The sequence below is a fragment of the Ruegeria sp. AWH4_226 genome, assembly GCF_056159225.1.
The window spans coordinates 1799111-1823897 of sequence record NZ_JBSWUU010000001.1; the positions used below are offsets into that span (position 1 = coordinate 1799111).

General features: G+C 59.1%; 21 protein-coding genes. 9 read left to right on the forward strand and 12 right to left on the reverse strand.

The genetic code is table 11. The annotated features are described in order from the left end of the window. Positions 1-67 precede the first annotated feature (67 nt). The 5 genes from ACXAET_RS08750 to ACXAET_RS08770 all read right to left on the reverse strand — a co-directional run bounded on the left by ACXAET_RS08750 (position 68) and on the right by ACXAET_RS08770 (position 6432). On the reverse strand, positions 68-2755 hold the full coding sequence (locus ACXAET_RS08750; RefSeq protein ID WP_475183796.1) for a DUF2339 domain-containing protein: 2688 nt from the start codon (positions 2753-2755) through the stop codon (positions 68-70). Between the two features lie 65 nt (positions 2756-2820). Then, positions 2821-3531 (reverse strand): VIT1/CCC1 transporter family protein, encoded by a 711-nt coding sequence (locus ACXAET_RS08755; RefSeq protein ID WP_475183797.1) that lies wholly within the window; start codon positions 3529-3531, stop codon positions 2821-2823. Positions 3532-3585: 54 nt separating this feature from the next. Continuing rightward, positions 3586-4575, reverse strand: coding sequence for a YcjF family protein (locus ACXAET_RS08760; RefSeq protein ID WP_475183798.1), 990 nt, complete (start codon positions 4573-4575; stop codon positions 3586-3588). After that, positions 4568-5023: an N-acetyltransferase family protein gene (locus ACXAET_RS08765; RefSeq protein WP_475183800.1), complete on the reverse strand. Its 456-nt coding sequence runs from the start codon at positions 5021-5023 to the stop codon at positions 4568-4570. The genes ACXAET_RS08760 and ACXAET_RS08765 overlap by 8 nt, the downstream gene beginning before the upstream one ends. Beyond that, positions 5020-6432 carry a YcjX family GTP-binding protein gene (locus ACXAET_RS08770; RefSeq protein WP_475187182.1) on the reverse strand — a complete coding sequence of 471 codons (1413 nt, stop codon included), beginning with the start codon at positions 6430-6432 and terminating at the stop codon, positions 5020-5022. Before ACXAET_RS08770 ends, ACXAET_RS08765 begins: the two co-directional genes overlap by 4 nt. 107 nt (positions 6433-6539) lie before the next feature. On the opposite strand from ACXAET_RS08770, the gene truA reads away from it, so the two are divergent. After that, on the forward strand, positions 6540-7307 hold the full coding sequence (gene truA / locus ACXAET_RS08775; protein WP_475183802.1) for a tRNA pseudouridine(38-40) synthase TruA: 768 nt from the start codon (positions 6540-6542) through the stop codon (positions 7305-7307). Here truA and ACXAET_RS08780 read toward each other — a convergent pair. The 3 genes from ACXAET_RS08780 to ACXAET_RS08790 are packed head-to-tail and all read right to left on the reverse strand — an operon-like array spanning position 7304 to position 9724. Then, positions 7304-8212 carry a nickel/cobalt transporter gene (locus tag ACXAET_RS08780; protein WP_475183803.1) on the reverse strand — a complete coding sequence of 303 codons (909 nt, stop codon included), beginning with the start codon at positions 8210-8212 and terminating at the stop codon, positions 7304-7306. The two genes, truA and ACXAET_RS08780, sit on opposite strands and share 4 nt — an antisense overlap. Then, positions 8197-8889 (reverse strand): DUF1007 family protein, encoded by a 693-nt coding sequence (locus ACXAET_RS08785; RefSeq protein WP_475183805.1) that lies wholly within the window; start codon positions 8887-8889, stop codon positions 8197-8199. The genes ACXAET_RS08780 and ACXAET_RS08785 overlap by 16 nt, the downstream gene beginning before the upstream one ends. A gap of 28 nt (positions 8890-8917) precedes the next feature. Beyond that, positions 8918-9724, reverse strand: a complete 807-nt coding sequence (locus ACXAET_RS08790; RefSeq protein WP_475183807.1) for a thioesterase family protein — start codon at positions 9722-9724, stop codon at positions 8918-8920. Between the two features lie 143 nt (positions 9725-9867). Between ACXAET_RS08790 and ACXAET_RS08795 the strand changes: the two genes are divergently transcribed. Next, entirely contained in the window at positions 9868-10803 is a 936-nt protein-coding gene (locus ACXAET_RS08795; protein ID WP_475183808.1) for a 2-hydroxyacid dehydrogenase, read from the forward strand. Between the two features lie 7 nt (positions 10804-10810). On the opposite strand, the gene ACXAET_RS08800 is transcribed toward ACXAET_RS08795, so the two are convergent. Then, a complete protein-coding gene (locus ACXAET_RS08800) occupies positions 10811-11167 on the reverse strand; it encodes a hypothetical protein (protein ID WP_475183810.1) in 357 nt (118 codons plus the stop codon). Positions 11168-11340: 173 nt separating this feature from the next. On the opposite strand from ACXAET_RS08800, the gene ACXAET_RS08805 reads away from it, so the two are divergent. The 3 genes from ACXAET_RS08805 to ACXAET_RS08815 all read left to right on the forward strand — a co-directional run bounded on the left by ACXAET_RS08805 (position 11341) and on the right by ACXAET_RS08815 (position 13625). Further along, positions 11341-12180: a bifunctional allantoicase/(S)-ureidoglycine aminohydrolase gene (locus ACXAET_RS08805; protein WP_475183812.1), complete on the forward strand. Its 840-nt coding sequence runs from the start codon at positions 11341-11343 to the stop codon at positions 12178-12180. Positions 12181-12263: 83 nt separating this feature from the next. Then, positions 12264-12584, forward strand: coding sequence for a hypothetical protein (locus tag ACXAET_RS08810; RefSeq protein WP_068337709.1), 321 nt, complete (start codon positions 12264-12266; stop codon positions 12582-12584). Between the two features lie 54 nt (positions 12585-12638). Next, a complete protein-coding gene (locus tag ACXAET_RS08815; protein WP_475183814.1) occupies positions 12639-13625 on the forward strand; it encodes a type I glyceraldehyde-3-phosphate dehydrogenase in 987 nt (328 codons plus the stop codon). A 100-nt stretch (positions 13626-13725) separates the two neighbouring features. Here the strand turns inward: ACXAET_RS08815 and ACXAET_RS08820 are convergent, their stop codons facing one another. Together ACXAET_RS08820 and puuE are read right to left on the reverse strand one after the other, a co-directional pair. After that, a complete protein-coding gene (locus tag ACXAET_RS08820; RefSeq protein WP_475183816.1) occupies positions 13726-14211 on the reverse strand; it encodes an ureidoglycolate lyase in 486 nt (161 codons plus the stop codon). Further along, a complete protein-coding gene (gene puuE / locus ACXAET_RS08825) occupies positions 14208-15626 on the reverse strand; it encodes an allantoinase PuuE (protein WP_475183817.1) in 1419 nt (472 codons plus the stop codon). The genes ACXAET_RS08820 and puuE overlap by 4 nt, the downstream gene beginning before the upstream one ends. Before the next feature lie 161 nt (positions 15627-15787). Here puuE and uraH point away from each other — a divergent pair, with 161 nt between their 5' ends. Continuing rightward, complete coding sequence (gene uraH, locus ACXAET_RS08830) at positions 15788-16144, forward strand: hydroxyisourate hydrolase (RefSeq protein ID WP_475183819.1); 357 nt, start codon at positions 15788-15790, stop codon at positions 16142-16144. A 206-nt stretch (positions 16145-16350) separates the two neighbouring features. On the opposite strand, the gene ACXAET_RS08835 is transcribed toward uraH, so the two are convergent. After that, positions 16351-17271 carry a LysR family transcriptional regulator gene (locus ACXAET_RS08835; protein ID WP_068337717.1) on the reverse strand — a complete coding sequence of 307 codons (921 nt, stop codon included), beginning with the start codon at positions 17269-17271 and terminating at the stop codon, positions 16351-16353. Between the two features lie 96 nt (positions 17272-17367). Here ACXAET_RS08835 and ACXAET_RS08840 point away from each other — a divergent pair, with 96 nt between their 5' ends. The 3 genes from ACXAET_RS08840 (at position 17368) to ACXAET_RS08850 (ending at position 24631) form a co-directional block, all read left to right on the forward strand. Further along, positions 17368-18591 (forward strand): urate hydroxylase PuuD, encoded by a 1224-nt coding sequence (locus tag ACXAET_RS08840; RefSeq protein ID WP_475183821.1) that lies wholly within the window; start codon positions 17368-17370, stop codon positions 18589-18591. Between the two features lie 119 nt (positions 18592-18710). Next, complete coding sequence (locus ACXAET_RS08845; protein ID WP_475183822.1) at positions 18711-20552, forward strand: autotransporter assembly complex protein TamA; 1842 nt, start codon at positions 18711-18713, stop codon at positions 20550-20552. Next, complete coding sequence (locus ACXAET_RS08850; RefSeq protein ID WP_475183824.1) at positions 20549-24631, forward strand: translocation/assembly module TamB domain-containing protein; 4083 nt, start codon at positions 20549-20551, stop codon at positions 24629-24631. The genes ACXAET_RS08845 and ACXAET_RS08850 overlap by 4 nt, the downstream gene beginning before the upstream one ends. Positions 24632-24787: the final 156 nt, after the last annotated feature.

Consider the following 24787-nt stretch of genomic DNA (forward strand, 5'->3'; position numbering starts at 1 on the left):
CCGGGGATATAATTCGAATAATGATGGCCATACGGTCAAGCATGGCGGGCTTATAAGACGCCCGCGCCTAATGGTCCAGAGGTTCCGCCAAATGCGGCGAATGGCGCAGCTTGGCCCATCGGTTCAGCCACGCCAAGCCCGCCAGCGCCAGACCCAAAGCCAGCAGCGAGAACACCCGGATCAGCCCGCCCAGCCCCGCAATATCGATCAGGAACACCTTGGCCACGGCCAGTCCGATGACCGCAAGCCCCGCCTTACGCATCACATCCGAGCGGCGCGCAAGCGACTGGTAGAACAGCACCGCACCGATCACCAGCAAAGCCATTGTATAGGTGTAAAGCTCGGGCTGGGTGACACCGTTGCCTTCGAACATTCCCCCTGCTCCCTGCCAGATGTGGCGGATCATCAACCCTAGCCAGATACTCGCCAAGACACCTGCCACCCCCCAGCTTGCCCGCTTGATCCAAAGCGGAGCCCCGTGAATACGCCAGACCGAAAAACCGATGGCCAGTGCGGGCATCAGATAGGCCACTGCCAACGTGTTCAGCACCGGCGGACCCAGAACCGGTGGCGCAACCGGGTTGAGCAACGGGTTTGCGTCAAACAATGCTTGCCCCAGCCGCAACATCCCGTGCCCGGCAAAGAAAATGGCCAGCAGATACCGGGCATAGTTCAGCTTGCCGCCCAGTTCGAACCTCTGCACCTGCGCAAAAGCCAACAGCAACCAGATGATCGCCAACAGGCTCAGCCCCCAATGACTGTTGGTGGCGTTGCCTTCGCCAAAGCTTTGCAGCCAGCGCTCCAACAACAGGGACAAAAGAATGCCTCCGGTCGCCCAGGCTGCGCTTTCAAGCAGAAGTTTCGCGACAGGACGATCCATGGGCCAAAGCAGCATCCATCCGAACACAAAGCCAACTGTCGCCACGCTGTACACGAGCACCATTTCGATGATCGGCGCCGTACCGGCCCAATCAAGGCCAGGGTTCAGCACCAACCGCACTGTTATGGCAAAGACGCCTGCCCAGATGAACCAGGCCATCGGCGGCAGGGTAAACTTCCGGTCCAAGGCGGCAGCAACAACCACCATAGCGACCAAAGCAATCGTCAACGCCGCCGAGCTTAGTACAATGACGCAGGCAAAGGTCAGGCAGGACAAGGCTGACAACGTGGCCAGCGCAGGGCGCATGCGGTTTTCGCCGTCAACACGCGCAAACCGTTCGGCAAAGGCGACCATCAACACGCCCAGCGCAATCGCGTGCAGCGCCCAGGGGTACGCTCCGATAACCGTTGCAGGATGCCAACCGACCTCAAGCGCGATGGCCATGGCGGGCGCAAAAACAACCGCGGCACCGGCCCAGACCGCGGCGTAGCTGCGCGCTCGCATCGACCGCCAGGCCGCAGCCAGCGAAACCACGGCCCCCAGCACAGTCAGAACAGTAACGACCCAAGGGTAGTCAGCCTCAGCCGTTTCGGCATAGGTTTCGGTAAACTGGCGAAACACAATACCGCTGTCCCATCCGTGCATCAAAACAAACCAGATGAGGCCAAGCGCGGGCAATGCGGTTGCATCCTGTAACGCCTCGGCCCGCTGTCCCCAGACCATTAACCCAAGTGTCAGCCCTGACAGAAGGGTAATGCCCAGCCAGAACTCACCCAAGGAATCCGGCCAGTGCAGGGATACAATGGCCGCGCTGACAGCCACCGCTGCAAAACCCAATCGCGTTGGGAATTCCGGCCAGGCGTCCCCCTTCTTGCGCCGAAGAATTGAACTGATCATCGCCCCGCCGTGGTTTGGCCAGAGTCGGTGGACGGGAATAGCGATGGCGATCACGGCCAGTGCCGATACACAAACCAGATACGCGGCCTCGGTCAACGGCGCGGACAGCACCAGCAACAAGCAAGCGGAATAGGCACCGAACAGCGTCAATACCGATATCCACGCCCAGCGCCGCACAGTGTCGATCCCCAGACCCAAAGTGGCGGCGATCAAGAAATAGGCATACAGCCAGCTTGGGTTCTCGGACGCGCCGCCCACTACGAAAGGGGCAGAGAACGCTCCGATCAAACCGACAGCAGCCAATAAGGGGCCGTGAAACCAACCCAGCACCAGACCCACCAATGCAATGGCGACCATTGCGACCAGCGCCGCTTCGGGACCGATGAGATCATAAAGCTGCCTTGCAGCCAGCACGCCTCCGAACAGGGTAACCAGCCCGGCTCCGGAAAAAACTGACGGCAGATAGGCCGTGGCCGAGGTTTCGTCATCACCGTATCTGCGCCTGATGACCTCACCGGCCGCGATCAGCGCTGCACCAAAAAGTAAGGCCGCACCAACGCGGGCAGATGGCGGCAGCAGGCCGCTCTCCACGCCGTATTGGACCAGAAAAATCCCCGCCAGCGCCAGCGATAGGGCTGACACCGCGTAAAACCAGTTTTCCCGAAGCCAGGAGCCGAGCGCCGCAAGGCGATCTTCGCGAAATACAACCGCTGCGGGCGGCGCTCTTTCAGCGGCAGGCTCAACCGTTGGAGCCTCGGGCTTGGCCCATGGGGCGGGCTTCGATGCCTTGTCCGGTGCTTCGGTGGATTGACTAGGTTGTACGCTCTTTGGCTCTGGCAGCGCGCCACCAAGTGAGAGGATTTGTGCCTCCAAGTGCTCTACCCGGCGGCGCAGGCGTGTTTGGTTGACCAATAGAACGAGAATGGTGACCGGGATGGCCAGCACAATCAGTCCGAGCAGAACTAACAATGATTCCACAGGGTTCTCCGGGTTGTTGCCCCGTCAGGCTACCTTAGGTGCTTGGCCTGCAACAGTGTTGGCAGTCAAGGATGGAACAAAGATCCCACAAAAAAGGCGACCAACGCTGCGACACCTCCGATCGCAAAGGTTTCAAGGCCGGAACGCCACCAAGGCGACAAGGACCAGTGGCTTTTGAACGCACCGATGGCGAAGAATACGCACATGGTCATGCAGGCCGAGACGACAAAAGCGTTTTCCACCGAGAACAAAAACGGCAACAAGGGCACCAAACCGGCAAAAAGAAAGGCCAGGAACGTCGCGATCGCCGCCTTCAGGGGGTGGGGATCAACGCTGCCCAACCCATACTCGCCCTCAACCATCAGGTTGATCCAATTGTCATGGTTGGCTGTGATGGCATCTGTGGCCTCTTCCAAAACACGGCCCGTCAACCCCTTTTGCGCCAGTATCTCACGCACTTCGCGGCGTTCGCCGTCTGGATACAGCCGGATATGACGTTCTTCGGTGACACGGATACGGCGGATATTGTCCAGCTCGGCCTTGGTGCCGGAATAATTCCCGGCAGCCATCGAAAACCCGTCGGCCAGCACATTTGCCAAACCCAGAGCCACGATAATGAACGGAGACAACCCTGCCCCAGCAACCCCGGCGACAATGGCAAAAGTGGTAACGGACCCGTCAATGCCGCCATAAACCACGTCTCTTAGAACCCCGCGCCCCGGCGGTGCATTGATCCGTTCTGCGATTTCCTGCTGGCTGTGTCCGTGGTCGATCATCGCTGGCTCCGGCTGTGTTATGCATCTTAGCGGGCCACAAGACTTTGCGCTGTATCAACTTTTCGAGAATAACCCGCTGAGCGCACGTTTGATCATACCGCGAGTCGAAGGTTTGTGCCGGTCGGAAAAGGGCAGCGGGCGACAGACCTCCATCGCGGCGACGCCGACCCGGGCGGTCAACGCGCCGTTCACCAGACCCTCACCAAATCTGCGGGACAGTTTACTTAGAACCGATCCGCCCAAGACCGGCTCAAGCAGATCATCTCCGACGGCCACTGCTCCGGTTGCGACGAGATGCACGAAAACAGCACGGGTCAGCCGCCAACTGCCCAGAAACCCGGCGCGGCCACCGTAAATCTCGGCCACCCGGCGGATCATACGCAACGAGGCTGCGAGCGCCGTTGCTACATCCGCAAGCGCCAAGGGCACCAGCGCCGTCACTGTCGCGACCTGCCGGGCTGCAGCCTCAACCTCGCGGCTGGCGGCGGCATCGAGGGGGGCCAGCAACTCATCCTCGGCTAAACTGAACAAGGTCGAGGCGTCGAACTGTTCCCCCATCCGTTCTGCCAGCCGGTCGCGGCCCCACCTGGTTTCCTCGCGCCCTTTGTAGAACGCGATCAATCGGGTTGTGACCTTTCGGGCCTGGGCCAGATCGTCTTCTGCAAGGGCTGAATCCACGGCCTGGCGCATCCCGTCCACGCGAGACAGCCGACCAATCGCCGCCAGCTCTCGCACCGCGATGATCAGGGCAACCACTACCAGCGCGCCGATCAAAACGGTGACAAACCAACCCAATAGAGGTGCCCGCAGCAACAGTGAATTGACGAAATCCCACGCCGCAACGGACACCACCGCGCCGATGACAGCCAATGACAGCCCCCAGAACCAGCGCGAAAGCCTTGATGGCTTCCGCGCCGCCAGCCGAACGGCTGTCTGCATGGCCTGCCCCTGTGGTGGCGCAATATCGGGCACGGGCGGGGCCAGCGACACGTCTGCCGCAGGTTCCTCTGCTTCCAGATCAATCAGTACCGGACCTTTAGCCATCCGCCACCTCACCCCTGCGCCAGACATATTTGATGTCCGGCAGGTTTTCGTCATTGTCTGCCCCATCACTGCGGTCGACTTCGATAAAGCCGTTACGCTCATAGAATTGACAGGCTCGCTGATTGGCTTGAAAAGCAAACAAAGACAATTCTTCCCGTTTGGATTTTGCCTGATCCAACAGGCACCGACCAATCCCCCGGCCGCATTCAGACGGTGTTAGGTATAAAGAGTGGATCTCTGTCCCGTTCAGTGCCAAGAACCCTACGACACCTGCATTGGTTTCGGCAACCGTGACCCAGTGTTGGTCGATCATCCAGCCACCAAACGCGATGGCTTCGGCACCGGAATACAGCTCGGGCATCCATTCGTGTTCGCGGGCAAAGCCGTGCAAAATGTCTCCTATACGACCGGCATCCGTGGTGCGGGCTGGGCGGAGGGTTAGGGTCACAGCCGGTCTCCGATCAGGAATTGCGCCGCGCGATCCAGCCGGATATGCGGCGGGCCGTCTCCGGGGCGCAGCGTCAGATGAGCAGGCGCAAAAGACATGAAACCAAAATCCTCGTTCAGCCAGCTTTCGGCCCCGTTGCGGGCCGGACCCAGCAGATGGGCCGGATCCTCGGGCAGGTTGCCGGGAAAAAAAGCAGCTTGTTTGCCGTTCAGCAAGGTCCCGCGCACACAGGGCAGCTCAACCCCGTTGTGCGTCCGTGTTTCCTCGGTTGTTGCGCGCAAGGCAGCCAGCGACAACGCCGCCGTTTGCGCACCGGCAAAGCTGGCGCGGTCACGCGCGTCGCGGGTCAGGGCCTCCATTATATGGGTCAGGCGGGGGTGTTGCGTGTGATGCAAGTGGTCGGCCTTGGTGGCGGCGAACAGGATACGCTCAACCCGTTTCCCCAACAGCAACTGGCTGAGCCATGCATTACGCCCCGGGCGGAACGCCGACAGGATATCTGCCATCGCATGGCGCATATCCTCGACCGCTTGCGGCCCATGATGGATTGCCCCCAGCGCATCGACCAGAACAACCTGCCGGTCAATTCGGGCGAAATGGTCCCGGAAGAAGGGTTTCACAACCTGAGACTTATACGCCTCGTACCGCCGCGCCATTTCCCGGTGCAAGCTGCGCCGGGGCGCATGGCCATCGACGGGCAGTGGCGCAAAGGTCAGCACAGGTGACCCTGCAAGATCACCGGGCAAAAGGAATCGCCCGGGCGTACAGTCATAAAACCCGGCCTCCCGCGCGCCGGCAAGGTATTCAGCAAACGCCTTGGACAATGCCTGCGCCGTTGGCTCGTCATGGGCCGCCGCCGGGTCGGAAGCCTTGGCCTGCGCCAGAAACTGTTCAGCTTCACGCCGCCCGGAAATGCGGTCCAGCGTCTCGGACGACCAAGCCTCATAGGATTTATCCAGAAGAGCCAGATCAAGAAGCCATTCGCCGGGATAATCCACGATGTCCAGATGGAGGGTCCGCGGCCCTTGCAACCCCGCAAGCAAGCCTGAAGGCCGGGCCTTGAAGGACAGGCGCAGTTCGGACACAGCGCGCGTGCTGTCGGGCCAGTGCGGCTGCGGTCCGGTCAGCGCGGCCAGGTGGTTTTCATAGTCAAAGCGCGGAACCGTATCGTCAGGCTGTGGTTGCAGATAGACGGCGTTTATCCGCCCCTCTTGCTGCGCAACGAGACCCGGCATCCGCCCCCTGTTCAGCAGATTCGCGACAAGGGACGTTATGAAAACCGTCTTGCCCGAGCGCGCCAGACCGGTGACGCCCAGGCGGATTACCGGCTCGAACAATGTCTCGGATACGCGATCGCCAACGGCTTCGACTCCGCGCACAAGACTGTCTGCCAGGGATGAGATGACCAAACCGCCGCCCCGCTTTTTTCGTTTCGCCCAAGATAGGTAGAGGACACGCCACATGCCAGAGCTTTCCCGCCCTTGCCCCCTATGGCGCGTCAGGGTACGAGCGGGCCATGCCTAGATACGCGCTGAAAGTTGAATACCACGGTGGGCCTTTTGCCGGATGGCAACGCCAAAAGGATCAGCCATCCGTTCAGGGGGCGATCGAAGACGCGCTGTCGCGTATCCAGCCCGGCGACCACACCATTGCTGCTGCTGGTCGCACGGATGCGGGCGTGCATGCGCTGGGTCAGGTGGCCCATTGCGATCTAGTGAAGGATTGGGACTCGTTCCGCCTGTCCGAGGCGCTGAACTATCACCTCAAGCCGCAGCCTGTGGCCATCGTCAAGGCCGCAAGGGTCGGTGATGACTGGCACGCTCGTTTCTCGGCTTTGGAAAGACAATATCTGTTTCGCATCCTGATGCGGCGCGCACCTGCGACACATGACGCCGGGCAAGTCTGGCAGATCAGCCATGATCTTGACGTCACCGCCATGCAGGCCGGTGCGGATGTTTTGATCGGACAGCATGATTTCACCACCTTCCGCTCATCCATCTGTCAGGCTGCCAGTCCCGTCAAAACGCTGGATGAACTGCGTGTCGAACGGGTTGAGGGATTTTCCGGCCCCGAGGTGCATTTCCACGTGCGCGCCCGGTCATTCCTGCATAATCAGGTGCGCAGTTTTGTTGGAACGTTGGAAAGGGTCGGCGCAGGCGCATGGACACCTGAGGATGTCCGCAGCGCGCTTGAGGCCATGGATCGCGCCGCGTGCGGGCCGGTATGCCCGCCACAAGGTCTGTATCTGGCGCGGGTCGGTTATCCGGACCCGGTGTTCGACTAGATTGCGCGCATCAACAGGCCACTGGCGATCACGGCGATAATCAGACCTGCCACCAATTCGATTGTGGGCGCCAGTACCGAGGCAAACCGGGTCGCCGAAGCCGAAGCTATCAATCCCCCGCGCAACCCAAACGAGGTCCAACCGACAAGGGTCGTCACCGTCGCTGTCCCAAGCGCCATTGCAAAAGCCCCGGCGATGCCGACCAGGGCAATACCCATCTGCCACGTCAGGATCAGCAGAAACAAAGCTCCGGTACATGGGCGGGCTGCGATGCCTGCGATCAGCAAGACAGACTCGCGTAGGCTTCCGACCTGCGCCACCTCTTGGGCCGTTGGGCCGTGACGGTGCCCGCAGCTCGCGCAAGCACCGTGATCATGGTGATCGTGGTAGTTCTGTTCAGCATTGTTTCGATGACGCCGCGCGAAGCTGCGAATGGAACGCAGCACGAGCCACAGACCAATGACGGCAATCGCTCCGTAACTGATCGGTGCCATGACCTGTTCGGTCGCACCCACCAAGCTTTCACGCGACATCTGGAAGATCAACACACCCGCGTAGACCACCACGATGGCAGTGACCGCTTGCCCGAGGCTGGACAGGACACTAATGGCGGACAGGCGCAGAAAAGCGACGTTGCGACCGAGCCCGTACCCCCCGATCAGCACTTTGCCATGGCCGGGACCGATCGCGTGGAAAAAGCCATAGGCAAAGCAAACTGTCAGTAAGGTCGCGATGGCCGCAGGCTGTTCGGCGCGCGTTGCGCGTAGGGCGCGTGCGATCTGGTTCTGGAATTCGCGTTGCTCACCTGCGGCCCAGGCCGCAAGGCTGTCAAAACCGCCGCTTCCCCAGAACCACAGCAATACGGCAATGGCAATAGCAACCGGAACAATCAGGTACTTGGACATGTAACAAAAATCTCGGTTGCAAAACTTTCACCGACCAAAGGAATGTCATTTTCCTCAAGGTCGTAATTGGCATCCAGCGTCAGCAGAAAGGCCCGCATTTGCGCCAACTCCGCGTCGATATCAGGATCGATCCGGTCGATCTTGCACGATGCTGGCCCGGACACCTCTACCGGGCGCGTCACCTCGTAGGCGGTGTAGAATGTCTCATCATAGGCTTTGGCCGTCAGCGCAGCTGCCGAAACCCCACCGCCATCCACCACCCGAATATGAGACGTCACGATGCGCCCCTCTTCAGCCGTGGCGTCCGCCTCCATCGGGCCCGACAAAGCCACAGGCACGCCGTCTGCAAATACAACCAGATCACCGTTATATCCTTCGACCCACTGCGCGTCGAAACCTGACAGGATCTGTTCTTCCGTTTCCGTTAGAACGCCATCAGCATCCTGATCCAGATTCAACTCTTCGAGCACCAAGAGCGAATAGAACTCGTCATAAGCCCAAGTCACGCGCACATGTGTGAGGTGGCCAGACGCATCGACGATGAACTCCAACCCGGTGTCGATATAAACATGCGGATGGGCCATGGCCGGGATCGGCAGGCAGCAAAACAAAAAAGGTGCAATCCAGCGCATAGCCGCACGATAGGGTTTTGGTCCGCGCGCGGCAATGTGTTTCACACTGCGCACGCAGAAACCGGCCACCGGATCAGGTGGGTGGAAACAGAATGATGGTTTGCAAGGCCGTACCCACCGGACCTTTGGTATCATACAGAACCGACTGAGACATTCCGATACCGGACGGCTGCCAATGACACACCGACTCAGAGGCCAACCAATCCGAGGCAGGCTCGCGGTGGATTTGCACAGTCAGGTCCGTATTCATGAACCCCATCTCAGAGGTTGGTGCGTTCCACGATATACCATTCCCGCAATCGGCCAGCGGGCAGAGCGCCTGAATCGGTGACGGCACTTCACCCTCCAGCAAGGCCGGGGTCTGCATCCAGACCGTTTTTGGCCCTGCCCCCTGATTGCCGCCCTTGGGGTACAGAACATTGGAATGGTTGGCAAAACCCGGCAGTCCGTGACGCACTTCGCCGATTGGAAACGGGCCTGCGACCGCATCTTCTAGCCGAGGTGACGGCATTTCTACATTCGGTACAGATCCAAGATTCCGGCGCGCAAGATGCATTGTCGTCGCCGTGGCGCAAAGCGAGTCATTCAGGTCGTGAACCGTAACCCGCGTGGTGGCCAGCGTCTTGGTGTGGCGCGTTGTTTCCGCCGCAACCCGCAACCCGGTCAAGGGTTGCGGCCGTAGCAGATCAACCGACAGGCGGGTCAACATCTTTTCCGGTCCCACCTCGGCCTCGGCTGCACGTACGATCAGCCCGCTGACCGGCCCTGCGTGGCAGTGATCCGCTGACCACGGCCCCCGCGCAGGATCGTTGCCTACAAAAACGCCATCGTCGCGCAGATGAAAATAGGCCTGCTGGCTCAGGTCTTGTGTCCCGTTCATGGGGTGCCTCAATTGTGTTGTTTGATCCTTCCACCCGGCAACCGGGCTTTACGTTCGATCAAAGAATGGCTTAGCTGCGCCAGCAATGTCCAGTTCGGTGACGGGGCGTTATTTCACTCAATTTGCAGCCGAGGAGGCGCGACATGGCATTGTTGATCGAAACCGGGCTGACAGATTGGATCAATGACGGCGACATTGCCCGTAACATTCGTCACCTGTATCCCGACGCGGATGTGCGGACGCCGGACACTCTTGGTGATCCTGCCGATATCACGATGCTTGCAGTCGTCGGCTTGAAGGACACCCATCCGCAGCGCCTGCCCAATCTGCAACTGGTTCAAAAGCTGGGCGCGGGGGTCGAAACGATCATCAGCAACCCGAATCTACCCGCCCATGTGCGCATTGCGCGGCTTAAACCTGATGCTCCTGCACAGGGAATCGCCGAATGGTTCGTCGCTTATGTGCTGCGCCACCAGCGCCACATGACCTTTCACGAGGCGGCCCAGCGCCGTGCCGAATGGGTGCCCAAGGCACCGATATACTCACCGGATACCGTGGTTGGCGTGCTGGGCTTGGGCCATATCGGGGCACGCAGTGCCAGAATGCTGAACGCCGTTGGTTTTCAGGTGATGGGTTGGAGCCGCTCTGCCAAACAGATCGAAGGCGTGACCTGCCTGCACGGTGAGGCCGCTCTGCCTGATCTCTTGGGCCGATGCGATCATGTTTGCGCCATTCTGCCTTCGACCCCGCAAACTGTCGGGCTGTTCGATGCGGAAATGCTGGCCGCAATGAAACCGGGCAGCCAGTTGCTGAACGCGGGGCGCGGAGACCTGATTGACGAAACCGCCCTGATCACGGCACTGGATCGTGGCACGCCGGGCCACGCGGTGCTGGATGTCACCTCGACAGAACCGCTGCCGTCCCAAAGCCCGCTGTGGAGACATCCCAGCGTTACGATCACACCGCATGTCTCGGGCTGGCATCTTGGTGAAGCCCTGGCGGATGTCGGTGAAAATTTCCGTCGGTTGACCTCAGGCGAGCCCTTACTGCACGAGGTCGATAAATCGCGCGGCTACTAGGTTCGGGTCAAGGGGTCAGAATCCAGTTGCCGCTGGCATCGCGGCACCGGCGGGTCCGGACCTCACGCGGTTGATCAGCGCCTTCAGGCTGAATGATGTGCTGTAGATGCACGCAATTGTCCCGCACATCGCGCACGCGGATCGTGCCTTTCGAACCGGTTTCATCATTGGTCCAAACGCGTTCTTCACCCACCTGGGGCACCGACCCCGACAGCATCGCATTCGACGCGGCATTCAGAACGTTAAAATCCGCAGGCGTCAGCCCCATTTCTGCAATTATGCGCGACAGCGGTTTGGCCTGACCGGCTGAGGCCGTTGCCAGCACACATATCGCAACCAAGGTAGAAAGAATCCGGGCTGTCATACTCGCCTCGCCTGACTGAAATAATCTCGCGCTCAAGACTATACCGGCAAATGGTGCGGGCCAAGCCCCGGAGTGACCTTCAAATTATGCCGAACAAACCTAGTGGGACTCTGCCGGTTGGTCCGGACCTGCAACCGGCCCATAGTCCCCACACCAAGAATCAGAGGACACCGATGGCAAACCCGACCTATTTCGCGCCCACGGGCGGCCACCCTGGGCAGGACCAGCTTTTGACTGACCGCGCCATGTTTACCGAGGCCTATGCGGTGATCCCCAAGGGCACTATGCGCGATATCGTCACCAGCGCCCTTCCGTTTTGGGAAAAAACCCGCCTTTGGGTCCTGTCCCGGCCGCTGAGCGGATTTGCCGAAACCTTTTCGCAATACATCATGGAGGTTCAGCCCGGCGGCGGCAGTGACCGACCCGAGACCGACCCATCGGCTCAGGGCGTACTGTTTGTCGTCGAAGGTGCCGTAACGCTGGATCTGAACGGCTCCGAACATGTTCTGGATACTGGTGGATACGCTTATATCCCCCCCGGCAGCGATTGGACCTTGCACAACCGGACCGAAGAAATCGCGCGCTTCCACTGGATTCGCAAAGCTTATGAGGCCGTGCCCGGCCTGCCGACACCAGATCCGATCATCACCAATGAACGCGACGTGGCTCCGGTTGAAATGCCTGGCACCCAGGGGCGATGGTCGACCACCCGGTTCGCCGACCCCCAGGATCTGCGCCACGACATGCATGTAAACATCGTCAATTTTGAGCCAGGCGGCGTCATCCCCTTTTGCGAAACGCATGTGATGGAACACGGGCTTTACGTGTTGGAAGGTAAGGCGGTTTACCGGCTCAATCAGGACTGGGTCGAGGTCGAGGCCGGTGATTACATGTGGTTGCGCGCCTTCTGTCCACAGGCATGCTACGCCGGTGGGCCGGGACGATTCCGCTATCTTTTGTACAAGGATGTGAACCGTCACATGCCGCTGTCATTGGCAAAACGCCACGGCTAACCCCGCTTTTTACGGCGCGGGGGTTCACAGGGGCGCTTTAATCTGGTGAAATAACACCTGTTTTTAGCACTGGAGATTGTTCAATGGTACTGCGTGGATCCCTGCTGGCACTGGCAGCTATAGTTGGCCTGACGGCCCTTGAGGCAACCCCTGTTGCCGCGAAAGAGACCAAATCGGTTTCCGTCATGAGCCGCACCTGGGCTATCACGCAGGTCGCGGATACTCCGGTCGTGTTTCGCGCCACCCGCGACAACAACAACCTGAACCCGTTTGGCCCGCCGCCCCGTCTGCGGACCATTCAGGCTATTGCCGCCATTCAGGCGGCCACCGGTTGCAAGCCGATCGTGGCCAGCATGTATCAAAATATCTCGGGTCAGTTTTTCTCGCAGGTTAGCTGCAACTGATTCTTTCGCCGGGCGGGCATTGAGGTCGGCGCACCCCACTGCCATAGCTTGCGCATGAAACTCGCAATCAATGGATTCGGCCGCATAGGTCGCACGATTCTGCGGCAACTGCTTGCGTTGCCGTTGGGCAAAGATATTGAGCTGGCGTTGATCAATGATATCGCGCCGCTCGAAACCTGCGCTTATCTGTTCAAATACGACAGCACATTCGGCCCCTACCCTGGCACGGTCGAGGCTGCAGATAGCATGTTGGTGGTTGACGGACACGCCATACCAATGACGCACAACCCGGACCTGTCCTGCGTTGATCTGACCGGGGTCGACGTTCTGATGGATTGCACAGGTGTGGCGCGCACCTCGGACGTTGCAAGTCAAGGCCTGACCGCAGGGGCGGGAAAAGTGCTGATTTCCGGCCCCTCGCCCGCGACCGAAGTGACCATCGTTCTGGGGGCGAATGAAGACACATTGGGCAATGCACGGATCGTATCAAATGCGTCCTGCACCACCAATGGGCTGGCACCAATGGTCAAGGTAATCGACGGAATAGGTGGCATTGCTTCGGCCCATATGACAACCATTCACTGCTACACCAACAGTCAGCCCATGATTGACGCCCCGCGCGGCGATCTTGCGCGGTCACGTGCCGGAGCCCTGTCGATGGTGCCTACCACCACCAGCGCCACGCACCTGATTGATGAGGTTATGCCGCATCTTGCGGGCCGCATTTCAGGCGCCGCCGTACGCGTCCCGACCGCCAGCGTTTCAGCCGTGGACCTGGTCGCAACGCTGGAACGCGGGATGTCCGCCCCCGACTTTGAAGCCGCATTGCGCAACGCGGTTGCGCAATCCCGGGTTCTCGGCTGGACTGATCACCCGCTGGTGTCGTCGGACCTGCGCGCAAGACCTGAGTCTCTTGTGATCGCCGGTCCCGAGACACGTATGGTTGGCGAAAATCAAATCCGCGTCTTTGGTTGGTACGATAATGAATGGGGCTTCTCGGCGCGCATGATTGATGTCGCCCGCCTTATGGCGCAACCCTGATCCCGCACAGGGGCGCAGCGGGCGGGCTTGCCCGCGCGCTGCCGGGCCCAACCGGTCCCAAGCATCTTTGATGCGACCGGACCGGGCGGGAGAACCCGGTTTAGCTTGCGACCACCTCATATGGCTCGTCGAACCAAACCTCCTCCAGATTGGCTCCATCGCCGATCCGATCCACAACGGCGAATAGGCCAGGGTCATGCAAGGGTGTCAGAACCCCATGCCACGTGCCGCGCCGGTAATTCACGCCCTGCCCAGGTGCCGTGACGAAGGCCAAAGGCCGCCCCGGCCGTCCATCAACATCCGGCGCGACAACAACCAGAAAGGGTTGATGCGTCATGGGAATAAAGGCCTGACTGCCCGCAGGATGCCGTTCGACCATGTCCAGCCGGTACGGCAGGTGCCTAGGATTTGCGCGGAACAGGCTGATACCTGCCCGGCCATCGGAAAAATCCAACCCGGCAAGGTCGTGATACCGGCCACACTGTCCTTGATTTATGATCTTGTCCGGCTCTCCTGCAACCTCAAGAACATCACCAAAGGGCTCAAAAGCCGCTGCGGTCAGCGGCGCGGCAACAATCCGGGTCATGATGGCAAAAGATCGCGCAGACGAAACTCCGCGATGCGCTCTACCTGGCGGCAGGCCTCTGCGAATTCTGTATCGCGATCCTGCGAAATGCGTCGTTGAAACGCTTGCAGGATTGACGCCTTGTCGTGATCCCGTACAGCAATGATAAACGGAAATCCGAACTTCTCTGTGTATCGCTGGTTCAGGTCGGTAAAGGTCTCTCGCTCCTGATCCGTCAGCGCATCCAACCCGGCTGAGGCTTGCTCAGACGTGCTTTCCTGCGTCAAACGCTTTGCCTGCGCCAGCTTGCCCGCCAGGTCCGGATGAGCTTTCAGGACGCCCAACCGCTCTTCTTGCGAGGCCGAGCGGATCATACGCGTCAGCGCGTTATGTAACCCCCCGGCTGTGTCATGGGCCGGACCAAGCTCAAGATCATAGGCGCGCTCAGCAATCCAGGCGGAGTGCTCAAAGACCCCGCCGTAGGTGCCTACAAAGACGTCGCGCGTCATCAATGAAGGTTTTGGGTGCTGGGCTGGCGGGTGCTGTGCCGCCCAATGCTCGGCGATCTGCAGGCGCGTCGCGAACCAAACATCCGAGAATCCGCGCGCGTAGTCCAAAAATCGCCTCAACGCCATCACGCGGCCCGGGCGTCCGATCAATCGGCAATGCAGGCCGATAGACAACATCTTCGGCGCACCCGCCAAGCCTTCGGCATAGAGCGCGTCGAAACTGTCCTTAAGATACGCATAGAACTGATCACCCGAGTTGAACCCTTGCGGCGTGGCAAACCGCATATCGTTGCAGTCCAGAGTGTAGGGAACAATCAACTGGTCGCGCCCTTCGACTTGCGTCCAATAGGGCAGATCATCGGCATAACTATCCGCCACATAGGCAAATCCGCCTTCCTCGGCTGCCAATCGAACGGTATTCTCTGAACAGCGCCCAGTATACCAACCGCGTGGACGCTCTCCAACAACCTCGGTATGCAGTCGAATGGCTTCGGCAATGTCTGCATGTTCCTGCTCTTCCGGCATATCCTTGTACTCGACCCATTTGAGGCCGTGGCTGGCGATCTCCCAACCCGCATCCTTCATTGCCGCAACCTGATCGGGCGATCGGGCCAAAGCAGTCGCTACGCCGTATATTGTGATCGGAAGATCATGCATCAACCGATGCAGGCGCCAGAACCCTGCGCGCGACCCGTATTCATAGATCGATTCCATATTCCAGTGACGCTGACCGGGCCATTGCGCAGCGCCGACGATCTCGGACAGGAACGCCTCGGATGCCGCATCACCATGCAACACGTTGTTTTCACCACCTTCTTCGTAGTTCAGCACGATCTGCACGGCCAGTTTTGCACCACCGGGCCATTTGGCGTTGGTTGGGTTCTCACCGTATCCGATCATGTCGCGAGGGTATCTGGGCGGCTTCATGACAACTTCCGTTCTTAAGCGTTTCGACAGCCTTACCGCATAAATGCGCCCGTGATTATCAAACTAATCCGAACGCTGCTTCCGGTTCTTTCGGCATTTCCACTATTTTGAACTTTGCGTCAGACTGCGACAAAGCAAAAGATAAATCGAAGGAGCTTCCCTTGGCTGGCTATCTGACAACTCATGTTCTGGACACGGCCCGTGGCTGCCCTGCCGAAGGGCTGAAGATAACGCTGTACGAGATCACCGGAGACACCCGCCGTAAGCTTGCTGAGACCGAAACCAATTCAGACGGGCGCACCAACAGCCCCATCCTGCCACAAGCAAACTTCAAGGTTGGCACCTACGAATTGATCTTCTCTGCCGGAGAGTATTTGCGCGGCACAGGTCAGGGTGCCGAGGATCCCCTGTTTCTGGATCAGATACCAATCCGGTTCGGCATGTCAGATCCAGAGGCGCATTACCACGTTCCCTTGTTGCTGTCGCCCTACGGCTATTCAACGTACCGGGGCAGCTAGGAGAACCCGAAACCCTCCCGCCCGTCGGCTGCCCCATTTGGGGCACCTTCCGTTGGGCCAAGCGCCGCACCTTTCAGGCGCGGCGCGGTCGCAAGACGAAACTCATGTACCGCTAAAACTCATGCAGCCGCGCCGCGGCCAAGCCGCGGCGCCGGACCCAACGCTGTGCAGTGCCCGCAGGGCGCAAACAGAGGCGGGAGGACGGGTTAGCCCGGCGACTCCGCATTGCGCACGACCTTTGCGATATGACCGATCATGAAATCCATGAACAAACGCGCCTTGGGGTCTTGGTGCCGGCGATGCGTGTAAAGACAGGCCATCTGCACAGGAACCGGCGGCGTCATCGCAGCAACCGGCACCAAACGCCCCGCTTGCAGGTGCTCAGCCACTTCGAAGACAGGCTTCATCGCAATGCCCTGCCCGGATAAGGCCCAATCGGTCAGCACGTCACCGTCATCGCATTCGAACCTGCCTGAAACGGCAAACCGCTTGGGCCCCTCGGGTGTTTCCAATTGCCACTGAAACTCCGTCGCGCCCGGAAAACGAAGGTTCAGGCATTCATACTTGCCCGAAATCAAATCAGCACCGGTCTGCGGCATGCCCTTTCGCTGCACGTATTCCGGGGCGGCGCAAAGCACCCTCTGGCAATCAGCGATTTTGCGGATACGCAAAGTGCTGTCTTCAGGCTGGCCAATGAAAAACGCCAAATCCAACCCCTCGGTCGTCAGGTCCACCGACCTGTCCGTCAGGCGCAGGCGCACGTCGATTTCGGGATACTTATCCAAAAACTCAGGCACATGCGGCGCCAATAATCGACGACCGACACCCAAGGGCGCAGCGACAAACAAAGACCCGCGGGGCGCTTCGGTCAGGTGGATCACCTGCGCTTCGGCCTCATCCACCGCATCCAGAACCGAAACGGCCCCGGGGTAGAACGCCCTGCCTTGCTCGGTCGGGCTGAGATTGCGCGTCGTACGCTGGAAAAGACGCACGCCAAGGTGATCTTCAAGCTGAGAAATACGTGCAGATGTCACCGCCGGCGATATGCGCAGATCGCGGCCCGCGGCGGACATGCTGCCCAGATCGTAGACGCGAACAAAGGTACGGATATTATCCAGATAGGACATCTTATCGTTTTTTTTGATACAGTTTGACAATATACGGGAATACCGAAGAAAATCGGGTTTGCCTAGTGTTGCGGCACCTTATCGGAGAGACCTCTCATGTTCGAATTCGCCGTATTCTGGGATTGGATGGCGTTTGCAGTGCGTTGGTTGCACGTGATCACCGCGATTGCCTGGATCGGATCATCTTTCTACTTCATCGCGCTGGACCTTGGCCTGAATCGCAACATACCCGGTCCTGCAGATGGCGAAGAGTGGCAGGTCCATGGCGGTGGTTTCTATCACATCCAGAAGTACCTGGTCGCTCCGGATCGCATGCCAGACCACCTGACCTGGTTCAAATGGGAAAGCTATGCGACCTGGCTTAGCGGTGCGGCCCTGCTGATGATTGTCTATTGGGTAGGAGGCGAACTGTATCTGATTGATGCCGAAAAAGCTGATCTGGCGTTGTGGCAGGGCATTCTGATCTCGGCTGCCTCGCTGACAGTGGGCTGGCTGATCTATGACTTCCTTTGCAAGTCAGGACTGGGCGAACGCCCTACCCTGCTGATGATTCTGCTGTTCATACTGCTCGTCGCGATGGGCTGGGGGTACAATCAGATCTTCACTGGCCGGGCAATGATGCTGCATCTGGGTGCTTTCACCGCCACGATCATGACGGCAAACGTGTTCTTCATCATCATGCCGAACCAGCGGATCGTGGTGGACGACCTCAAGAACGGGCGCACGCCGGATCCGAAGTATGGCAAGATTGCTAAGCTGCGGTCGACCCACAACAACTATCTGACGCTGCCGGTTGTGTTCCTGATGCTGTCGAACCACTATCCGCTGGCCTTTGCGACCGAATACAACTGGATCATTGCCGCGCTGGTGTTCCTGATGGGCGTCACCATCCGGCATTACTTTAACACCCGACACGCCCGTGCAGGCGATCCGACCTGGACCTGGGCCGTGACCGCCCTGCTGTTCATCGCGATCATGTGGCTGTCCACCGCACCGATGTATAAGCCGCTGGAAGAGGCCGAGATGCAGCCGCTTACGCAATACGAACAGAAATTCGCTGCCGCGGACGGGTTTGCAGAGGCGCATGACATCGTGCTTGGTCGCTGTTCGATGTGCCACGCGCGCGAACCGGTTTGGGACGGCATCCTCTGGGCTCCGAAAGGCGTCTTGTTGGAAACCGAAGGGGATATCGCCCGTAATGCCAGGCAGATATACCTTCAGGCAGGCGTCAGCCATGCCATGCCGCCCGCCAACGTGACCTATATGGAACCTGAAGATCGCGCAGCGATCATCCGCTGGTTCCGCAATGCCGGATCGTGAATCAGGGGCCATACAGGCACATAAACTGCTTATTCGCCGTTTGTGTCGATAATTTCTTTCCCTGCTCTGAAACTGATGCTCTATGTTGAATGTAACCAGCCGTCATTTTGCATAAGACGGTGAAACTGATTTCGACTTGGGGCAGTTGGAGCCATTCGATGCGGGGACGCGGGCCACGGGCCTTTGTAAAATACTGTCTGCTCGGCGTGATGGTCGCCTTTCCATCCTCTCTGGCTGCGTTAGAGATAACACTGAATGCGCCCGGTGCGCCAAAGGCGCTGGTTGAGCGTATCGAGGAAACCTCCTCGGTCGCAACGGCGGATAGCAGGGGGTTGGACACGCCCTTGGAAATCCTGTCCGCGGCCTTGTCGGATTACCGAACCATTGTTCAGATTCTGTATGATGAGGGCTATTTCAGCCCCGTTGTCAGCATAAAACTGGACGGGCAGGAAGCGGCTGAGATGAGTTCGCTGACGGTACCCAACGCAATCAACCGCGCGGTCATTACGGTCGAGACAGGGCCGACCTTCACCTTCGGCACCGCAGTAATCGCGCCAGTCGCACCGGAAACAGTCCTGCCGGAGGACTTCGCCACTGGTAAGCTGGCGACGACCGGGGCTATCCAACGGGCAGTTTCGGACGGGGTGCAGGGGTGGCGCAATGCTGGCCATGCCAAGGCAGAACTTGAGAGCCAAAGCGTTATCGCCCGCCATGCCCAAAGAAGGCTGGATGCACAGATCGCGCTTGCGCCCGGTCCGCGCCTGACCTTTGGCAAGATGGTCATTCAAGGCGACACTGATGTGCGTCATCGGTCGATTGAAAAGATCGCCGGGTTTCCCTCGGGAGAAGTCTTTTCCCCAGAAAAGATCCAGAAGGTTGGCACTCGGCTGCGTCGAACCGGCACATTCAGCGTCGTTTCGCTCGAAGAAGAAGAGACGCCCAACCCGGATGGAACACTGGATTTCATTGCCACGTTCGAAGACATGCCCAAACGCCGCCTGACATTCGGGGTCGAGCTTGCTTCGAATGCCGGGCTGGACGTAACTGCAACGTGGACACATCGCAATGTTTTCCGCCGCGCTGAACGATTGCGGTTCGAGGCCGCATTGCGCAACATTGGCGGGACCGAAGACCTGGACGGACGTTTTGGCCTGCGTCTGGATCAACCTGACCGGCTCGGCCCGGACGACAATACTTTCTGGAGCGCGTTGCTGGAGCGGAAGAATACCGACAACTACAACGTAACAATCACCTCGCTGGCCTATGGTGCACGGCGCACTTTTTCCGATCGGTTATACGCCGAAGCATCGGCCGGGTTTCAATGGTCGGATGCGGATGATGCCTTTGGCGATGGGCGTAAGTTCCGCTACTTCATCCTTCCGCTGCGGTCAGAATGGGATGAGCGCGACAGCAAGGTCAGCGCCACCCGGGGTTTCTATCTGGATGCGCAGGCGATGCCCTTTGTCGGCCTTTCAGGCACGGAAACCGGTCTTAGGCTGTTTTTCGACGGGCGGGCTTACACCAGTCTGCGCACAGGCGGGCGACTTGTGCTGGCGGGTCGCGTGCAACTTGGCTCGGTAATCGGCCCAGCCTTAGACGGGGTGACGCCGGATTTCCTGTTTTTCTCAGGCGGTGCCGGGACGGTACGCGGGCAACCGTTTGAAAGCCTCGGCATCCCGGTCAATGGTGGCGTCGCGGGCGGCAAATCCTTTCTTGGGCTTTCTGGTGAAATCCGCGGCAAGATTACCGATGCGATATCACTTGTCGGGTTCTATGATTTCGGTACCGTAGACACGTCCTCGTTTATTGGCAGCGGTGCCGAGTATCACTCGGGCGCAGGCCTTGGGGTACGGTATGATCTGGGCGGCTTTGGCCCGCTGCGTCTTGACCTGGCCCTGCCGGTTCAGGGCGACACGGATGGCGGACTACAGTTTTACATCGGGATCGGACAGGCATTTTGATACGGCAGTATTCATATCCGGTTGTAACAACGGTGCTTATCCTGACCGCACCGCCCGTTTTCGCACAGCAGGACGACGGCGGCGGCAGCATGCTAGAGCGGTTCCTTCAGGACACTCTGTCAGGTGACGATCAGAACGTGACCGTGAAAGGCCTGCAAGGTGCGCTGAGCGCACGCGCCACGATCGAAGAGATCACTGTATCCGATGATCAAGGCGTCTGGCTGACCATCAAACAGGCCGAACTGGACTGGAACAGGCTCGCCTTGATCCGGGGACGGTTCTCGGTCAACGCTCTGACCGCGCAAGAGATCGACATCGCGCGCGCACCCGGTACAACCACCAAGGACACGCCGGCACCTGCTGCTGAAACTCAGCCGTTTGAACTGCCAGAGCTACCGGTTTCGGTTGAGATCGGGGAAATCCGAATCGATGAGCTGTTGCTGGGTGAGCCATTGATTGGTGTTGCCGCTGCACTGTCAGTGACAGGCAATCTCTCGTTGGCCGATGGTACGTTGGACACAAACCTGGACATAACCCGATTGGACCGTTCGGGCGACAGGGTAACGCTGACAGCCGGGTTCCAGAACGCGTCGCGTGAAATCAATCTGGACTTGGAGGTGAATGAGGCTGAAGGCGGCGTTATCTCAACGGCGTTAAAAATCCCCGACAGCCCTGCGATTGGGTTCACCGCCAAGGGAGCGGGGCCACTAACGGATTTCACAGCCGATATTGCCCTGAGCAGTAACAGACAGCCGAGAGTTACCGGACAGGTCCAACTGCGCGCCGCAGAAACCGGCGCGGCGGACGGAATAGCGTTTACCGCCGATCTGGGCGGTGACCTGACCCCGTTCATGGCCGAGGATCTTGACCCGTTCTTTGGCCCGAGAACACGCCTGTTTGTGGACGGCCAGACCAAACCACAAGGCGCGCTAGACCTTCCTGACATTGAACTGACCACGCAAGCTTTGGACTTGAAGGGTGAACTGCAACTGGCCGAGGGAGGCAAGTTGGAAATGGTGGCCCTGCAGGGCCGGATCACACCACCTGACGGAGATACCGTGGTCTTGCCAGTCAGCGGTGGGGACACTTCGATCGAAGCGGCACAGATTTCAGCATTGTTTGATCAGGCAAATGGCAACCTATGGGATCTGAGCCTGACCGCAGACGCGTTTCAATCGCCCCAAGCGAGCCTGAGGGATGCCGCGATCACAGCACAGGGTACACTGGAACAGGGCGACGCCTTCAGCATTCAAGGCGATCTTCAGGCTATTGTGGATGGGGTTGATCTGAATAATCAGGCCATCAATAAAGCTTTGGGGGACCGCCTGACTTTGGACGGCCAATTCGACTATGGCAGCGACCAATCCCTGAACCTGTCCGGGTTCGAACTGGTCGGAACTGACTATACTTTGGCACTGGATGCGTTGATCGACGGGCTGGACACTGGATTGACGGTGGATGGCTCTGCCATGCTCAACGCAACGGATCTGGCTCGGTTTTCAGACCTGGCACAGCTTGACCTTGGCGGTCAGGCGTCGGCCCGGATTGATGGCAACGGGTCACCATTAGAGGGCAGTTTTGACGGTAAATTGACTGTAGAAGGTCGCAACCTTGTGACGGGTCGCGACGACATCGACCCGATTATCAAAGGAGAAACAACGATTACCGTGGATGGTAGCCGTGGTAGTGATGGTATCACCATCCGCGAATTTGCGCTGAATAGCGCAGCAGCGCAGGCGCAGGCCAACGGAGATGTCACAACCCCCAATGGCAACCTGACCATTGACGGCCAAGCCAGCGTCACGTCGCCTGACCTGTCTGTTTTTTCCGGATTGGCAAGACGTGACCTTGGCGGCGCGCTGCAAGCAACGGTTGACGGGAAAGTCACGGTACAGACGCTTGAATTCGACGGCACGGCCAGTGTGACCGCTCAGGACATCAAGACCGGGATGTCCGACATTGATCCTCTGCTGGCCGGCAAAACCGTGATCAACTGGGATGGCGCGCGTACAAGCGACCGGATCGACATTCGCAATGCGACGGTGAACGGTGTTGCCTTGACTGCAGAGGTTGCCGCAACGGTTGATGATCCGACCGGCGATCTGGCCATAGACGGTAATGCCCAAGTGAATGCCCCCGATCTGTCACTGTTCTCAGGGTTGGCAAAACGCGATCTGGGCGGTTCGATCGCTGCGGATCTCCAAGGGAAAGCAGCCATTGCCAGCAGGGTGTTCGACATTCAGGGTGAGGTGAACGCAGACGACATTCAAACCGGCATCGAAGTGGTTGACACCCTGATCCAAGGTCGCACCACTCTGAATATTGACGCCGCGAGGGGTGAGCAAGGGGTAGATATCCGCACCTTTCGCCTGACGGGCACTGCCCTGTCCGCAACGGCATCTGGCCAGCTGGACCGCGAGGCCGGAGGGTTAAGCTTCAATGCCCGGCTTGATGATCTTGCCCGGGTCAGCACCTTGGTGTCCGGGCCACTGACACTGGACGGTAATGTCGCCCCAACGTCTTCAGGGTTGGAAGGCACCACGCGGTTGACCGGGCCCGACAGTTCTTATGCAGAATTAACCGGAACCGTAGACTCGGATGGCTCGGCCGACCTGGATTTCGACGCCAAACTGAACAGGATTGAACGCTTTGCACCCGAGTTCCCCGGCACAGTTGCGGCAATTGGCAACGCTAAACGGAATGGCGGTGTATGGACAATCGACGGGTCGGCAAATGGCCCTGCTGAGATTAGCAGCACGATCAAAGGAACGTTTGATGAGACCTCGGGCGAGGCCGATCTAGAGGCGCAAGGCAGTGTCAACTTGGGTGTTGCCAACCTCTTTATCACGCCCAACAAGATTGAAGGAACTGCACGCCACAATCTACGGCTGCGGGGGAAACCCGGTCTTGGCGCGCTAAGCGGGTCCATCACCACCTCTGGTACGTCGCTTGCGCTGCCCGCTATTGGGCAGACTCTCACCGGCATCAGCGGATCAGTCGATCTTGCGCAAAGCCGGGCGACGATCTCGTTGAGCGGTGGGGTGCGTGCAGGCGGAAACTTCACCGTGTCCGGCCCCTTGGACCTAACACCGCCGCTGAACGCGAACATCGTTACACGTCTGAACAACCTCGTGCTGACCGACAGGTTGTTGTACGAAACAACTCTAAATGGCGAAATAGCCATGACCGGTGCTTTGGCCGGGAATAGTGCGCTGTCTAGTCAGATCACATTTGAAGAGACAAACATAAACCTTGCCGCCGCATCGGGTGCAGTGGGCGCCGCGCCGATCCCCGAGATCGAACATTTCAACGAAAGCCGGCCGGGCTTTGTCACCCGCGAGAGGGCGGGGCTGGTCGTTAAAGAAGGTCAAACCAAAAGCGAGTCCCGCATCTCGCTTGACATCAGTCTGTTAGCACCCAAGGCGGTTTTTGTGCGCGGGCGCGGCGTGAACGCCGAACTGGGTGGACAATTGTTTATCGGCGGCACGACGGCCTCGGTCATTCCATCCGGACAGATCGAACTAATCCGAGGAAACTTTGATATTCTGGGGCGCAGGCTGGCGCTGACCAAGGGGCTTGTGACGTTGCAAGGAGACCTGACACCCTATATCGAATTCGCGTCGTCCACCAGCACATCCGACGGCACTGCCACCATCGAAATCGCCGGGCCATTGGACTCGCCCGAAGTTGATGTTTTCTCGGACCCTGAACGCCCAGCCGAGGAAGCGCTGGCCATGCTTCTGTTTGGCAACCGTTTTTCAGAACTCTCACCGTTTGTAATCGCCCAGATGGCGGCGTCGCTGGCGCAACTCAGCGGCGCTGTCGGAGACACAACCAAGGGTCTACGTGAGGCTGCGGGCGTGGATACGGTGGACATCGGTGCAAGCGAGGGCGGTACCGGGCGCCTGGGTGCCGGGGCATACCTGAGCGATAACCTCTACACCGATTTCACCGTCAACACGGAAGGCGACACCGAAGTGAACTTGAACCTTGATGTGACTGACAATTTCACTGTGCGCGGCACAGTGGACGGGCGCGGTGAAACTGGACTCGGTGTGTTTTTCGAACGCGATTACTAGCCAAGCCACTGGGCACCGTCGGATTGTTCGACCCGTGAGGTGAGCCCGGTTGAAGCGTGAATCTACCTGGATCAGAGCCGCCAAGCGTGGACCTTTGAAAAGACAAAAAGCGGGGCTGTTGCAGCCCCGCCTTTTCTAGATTTTCACTAACATAGA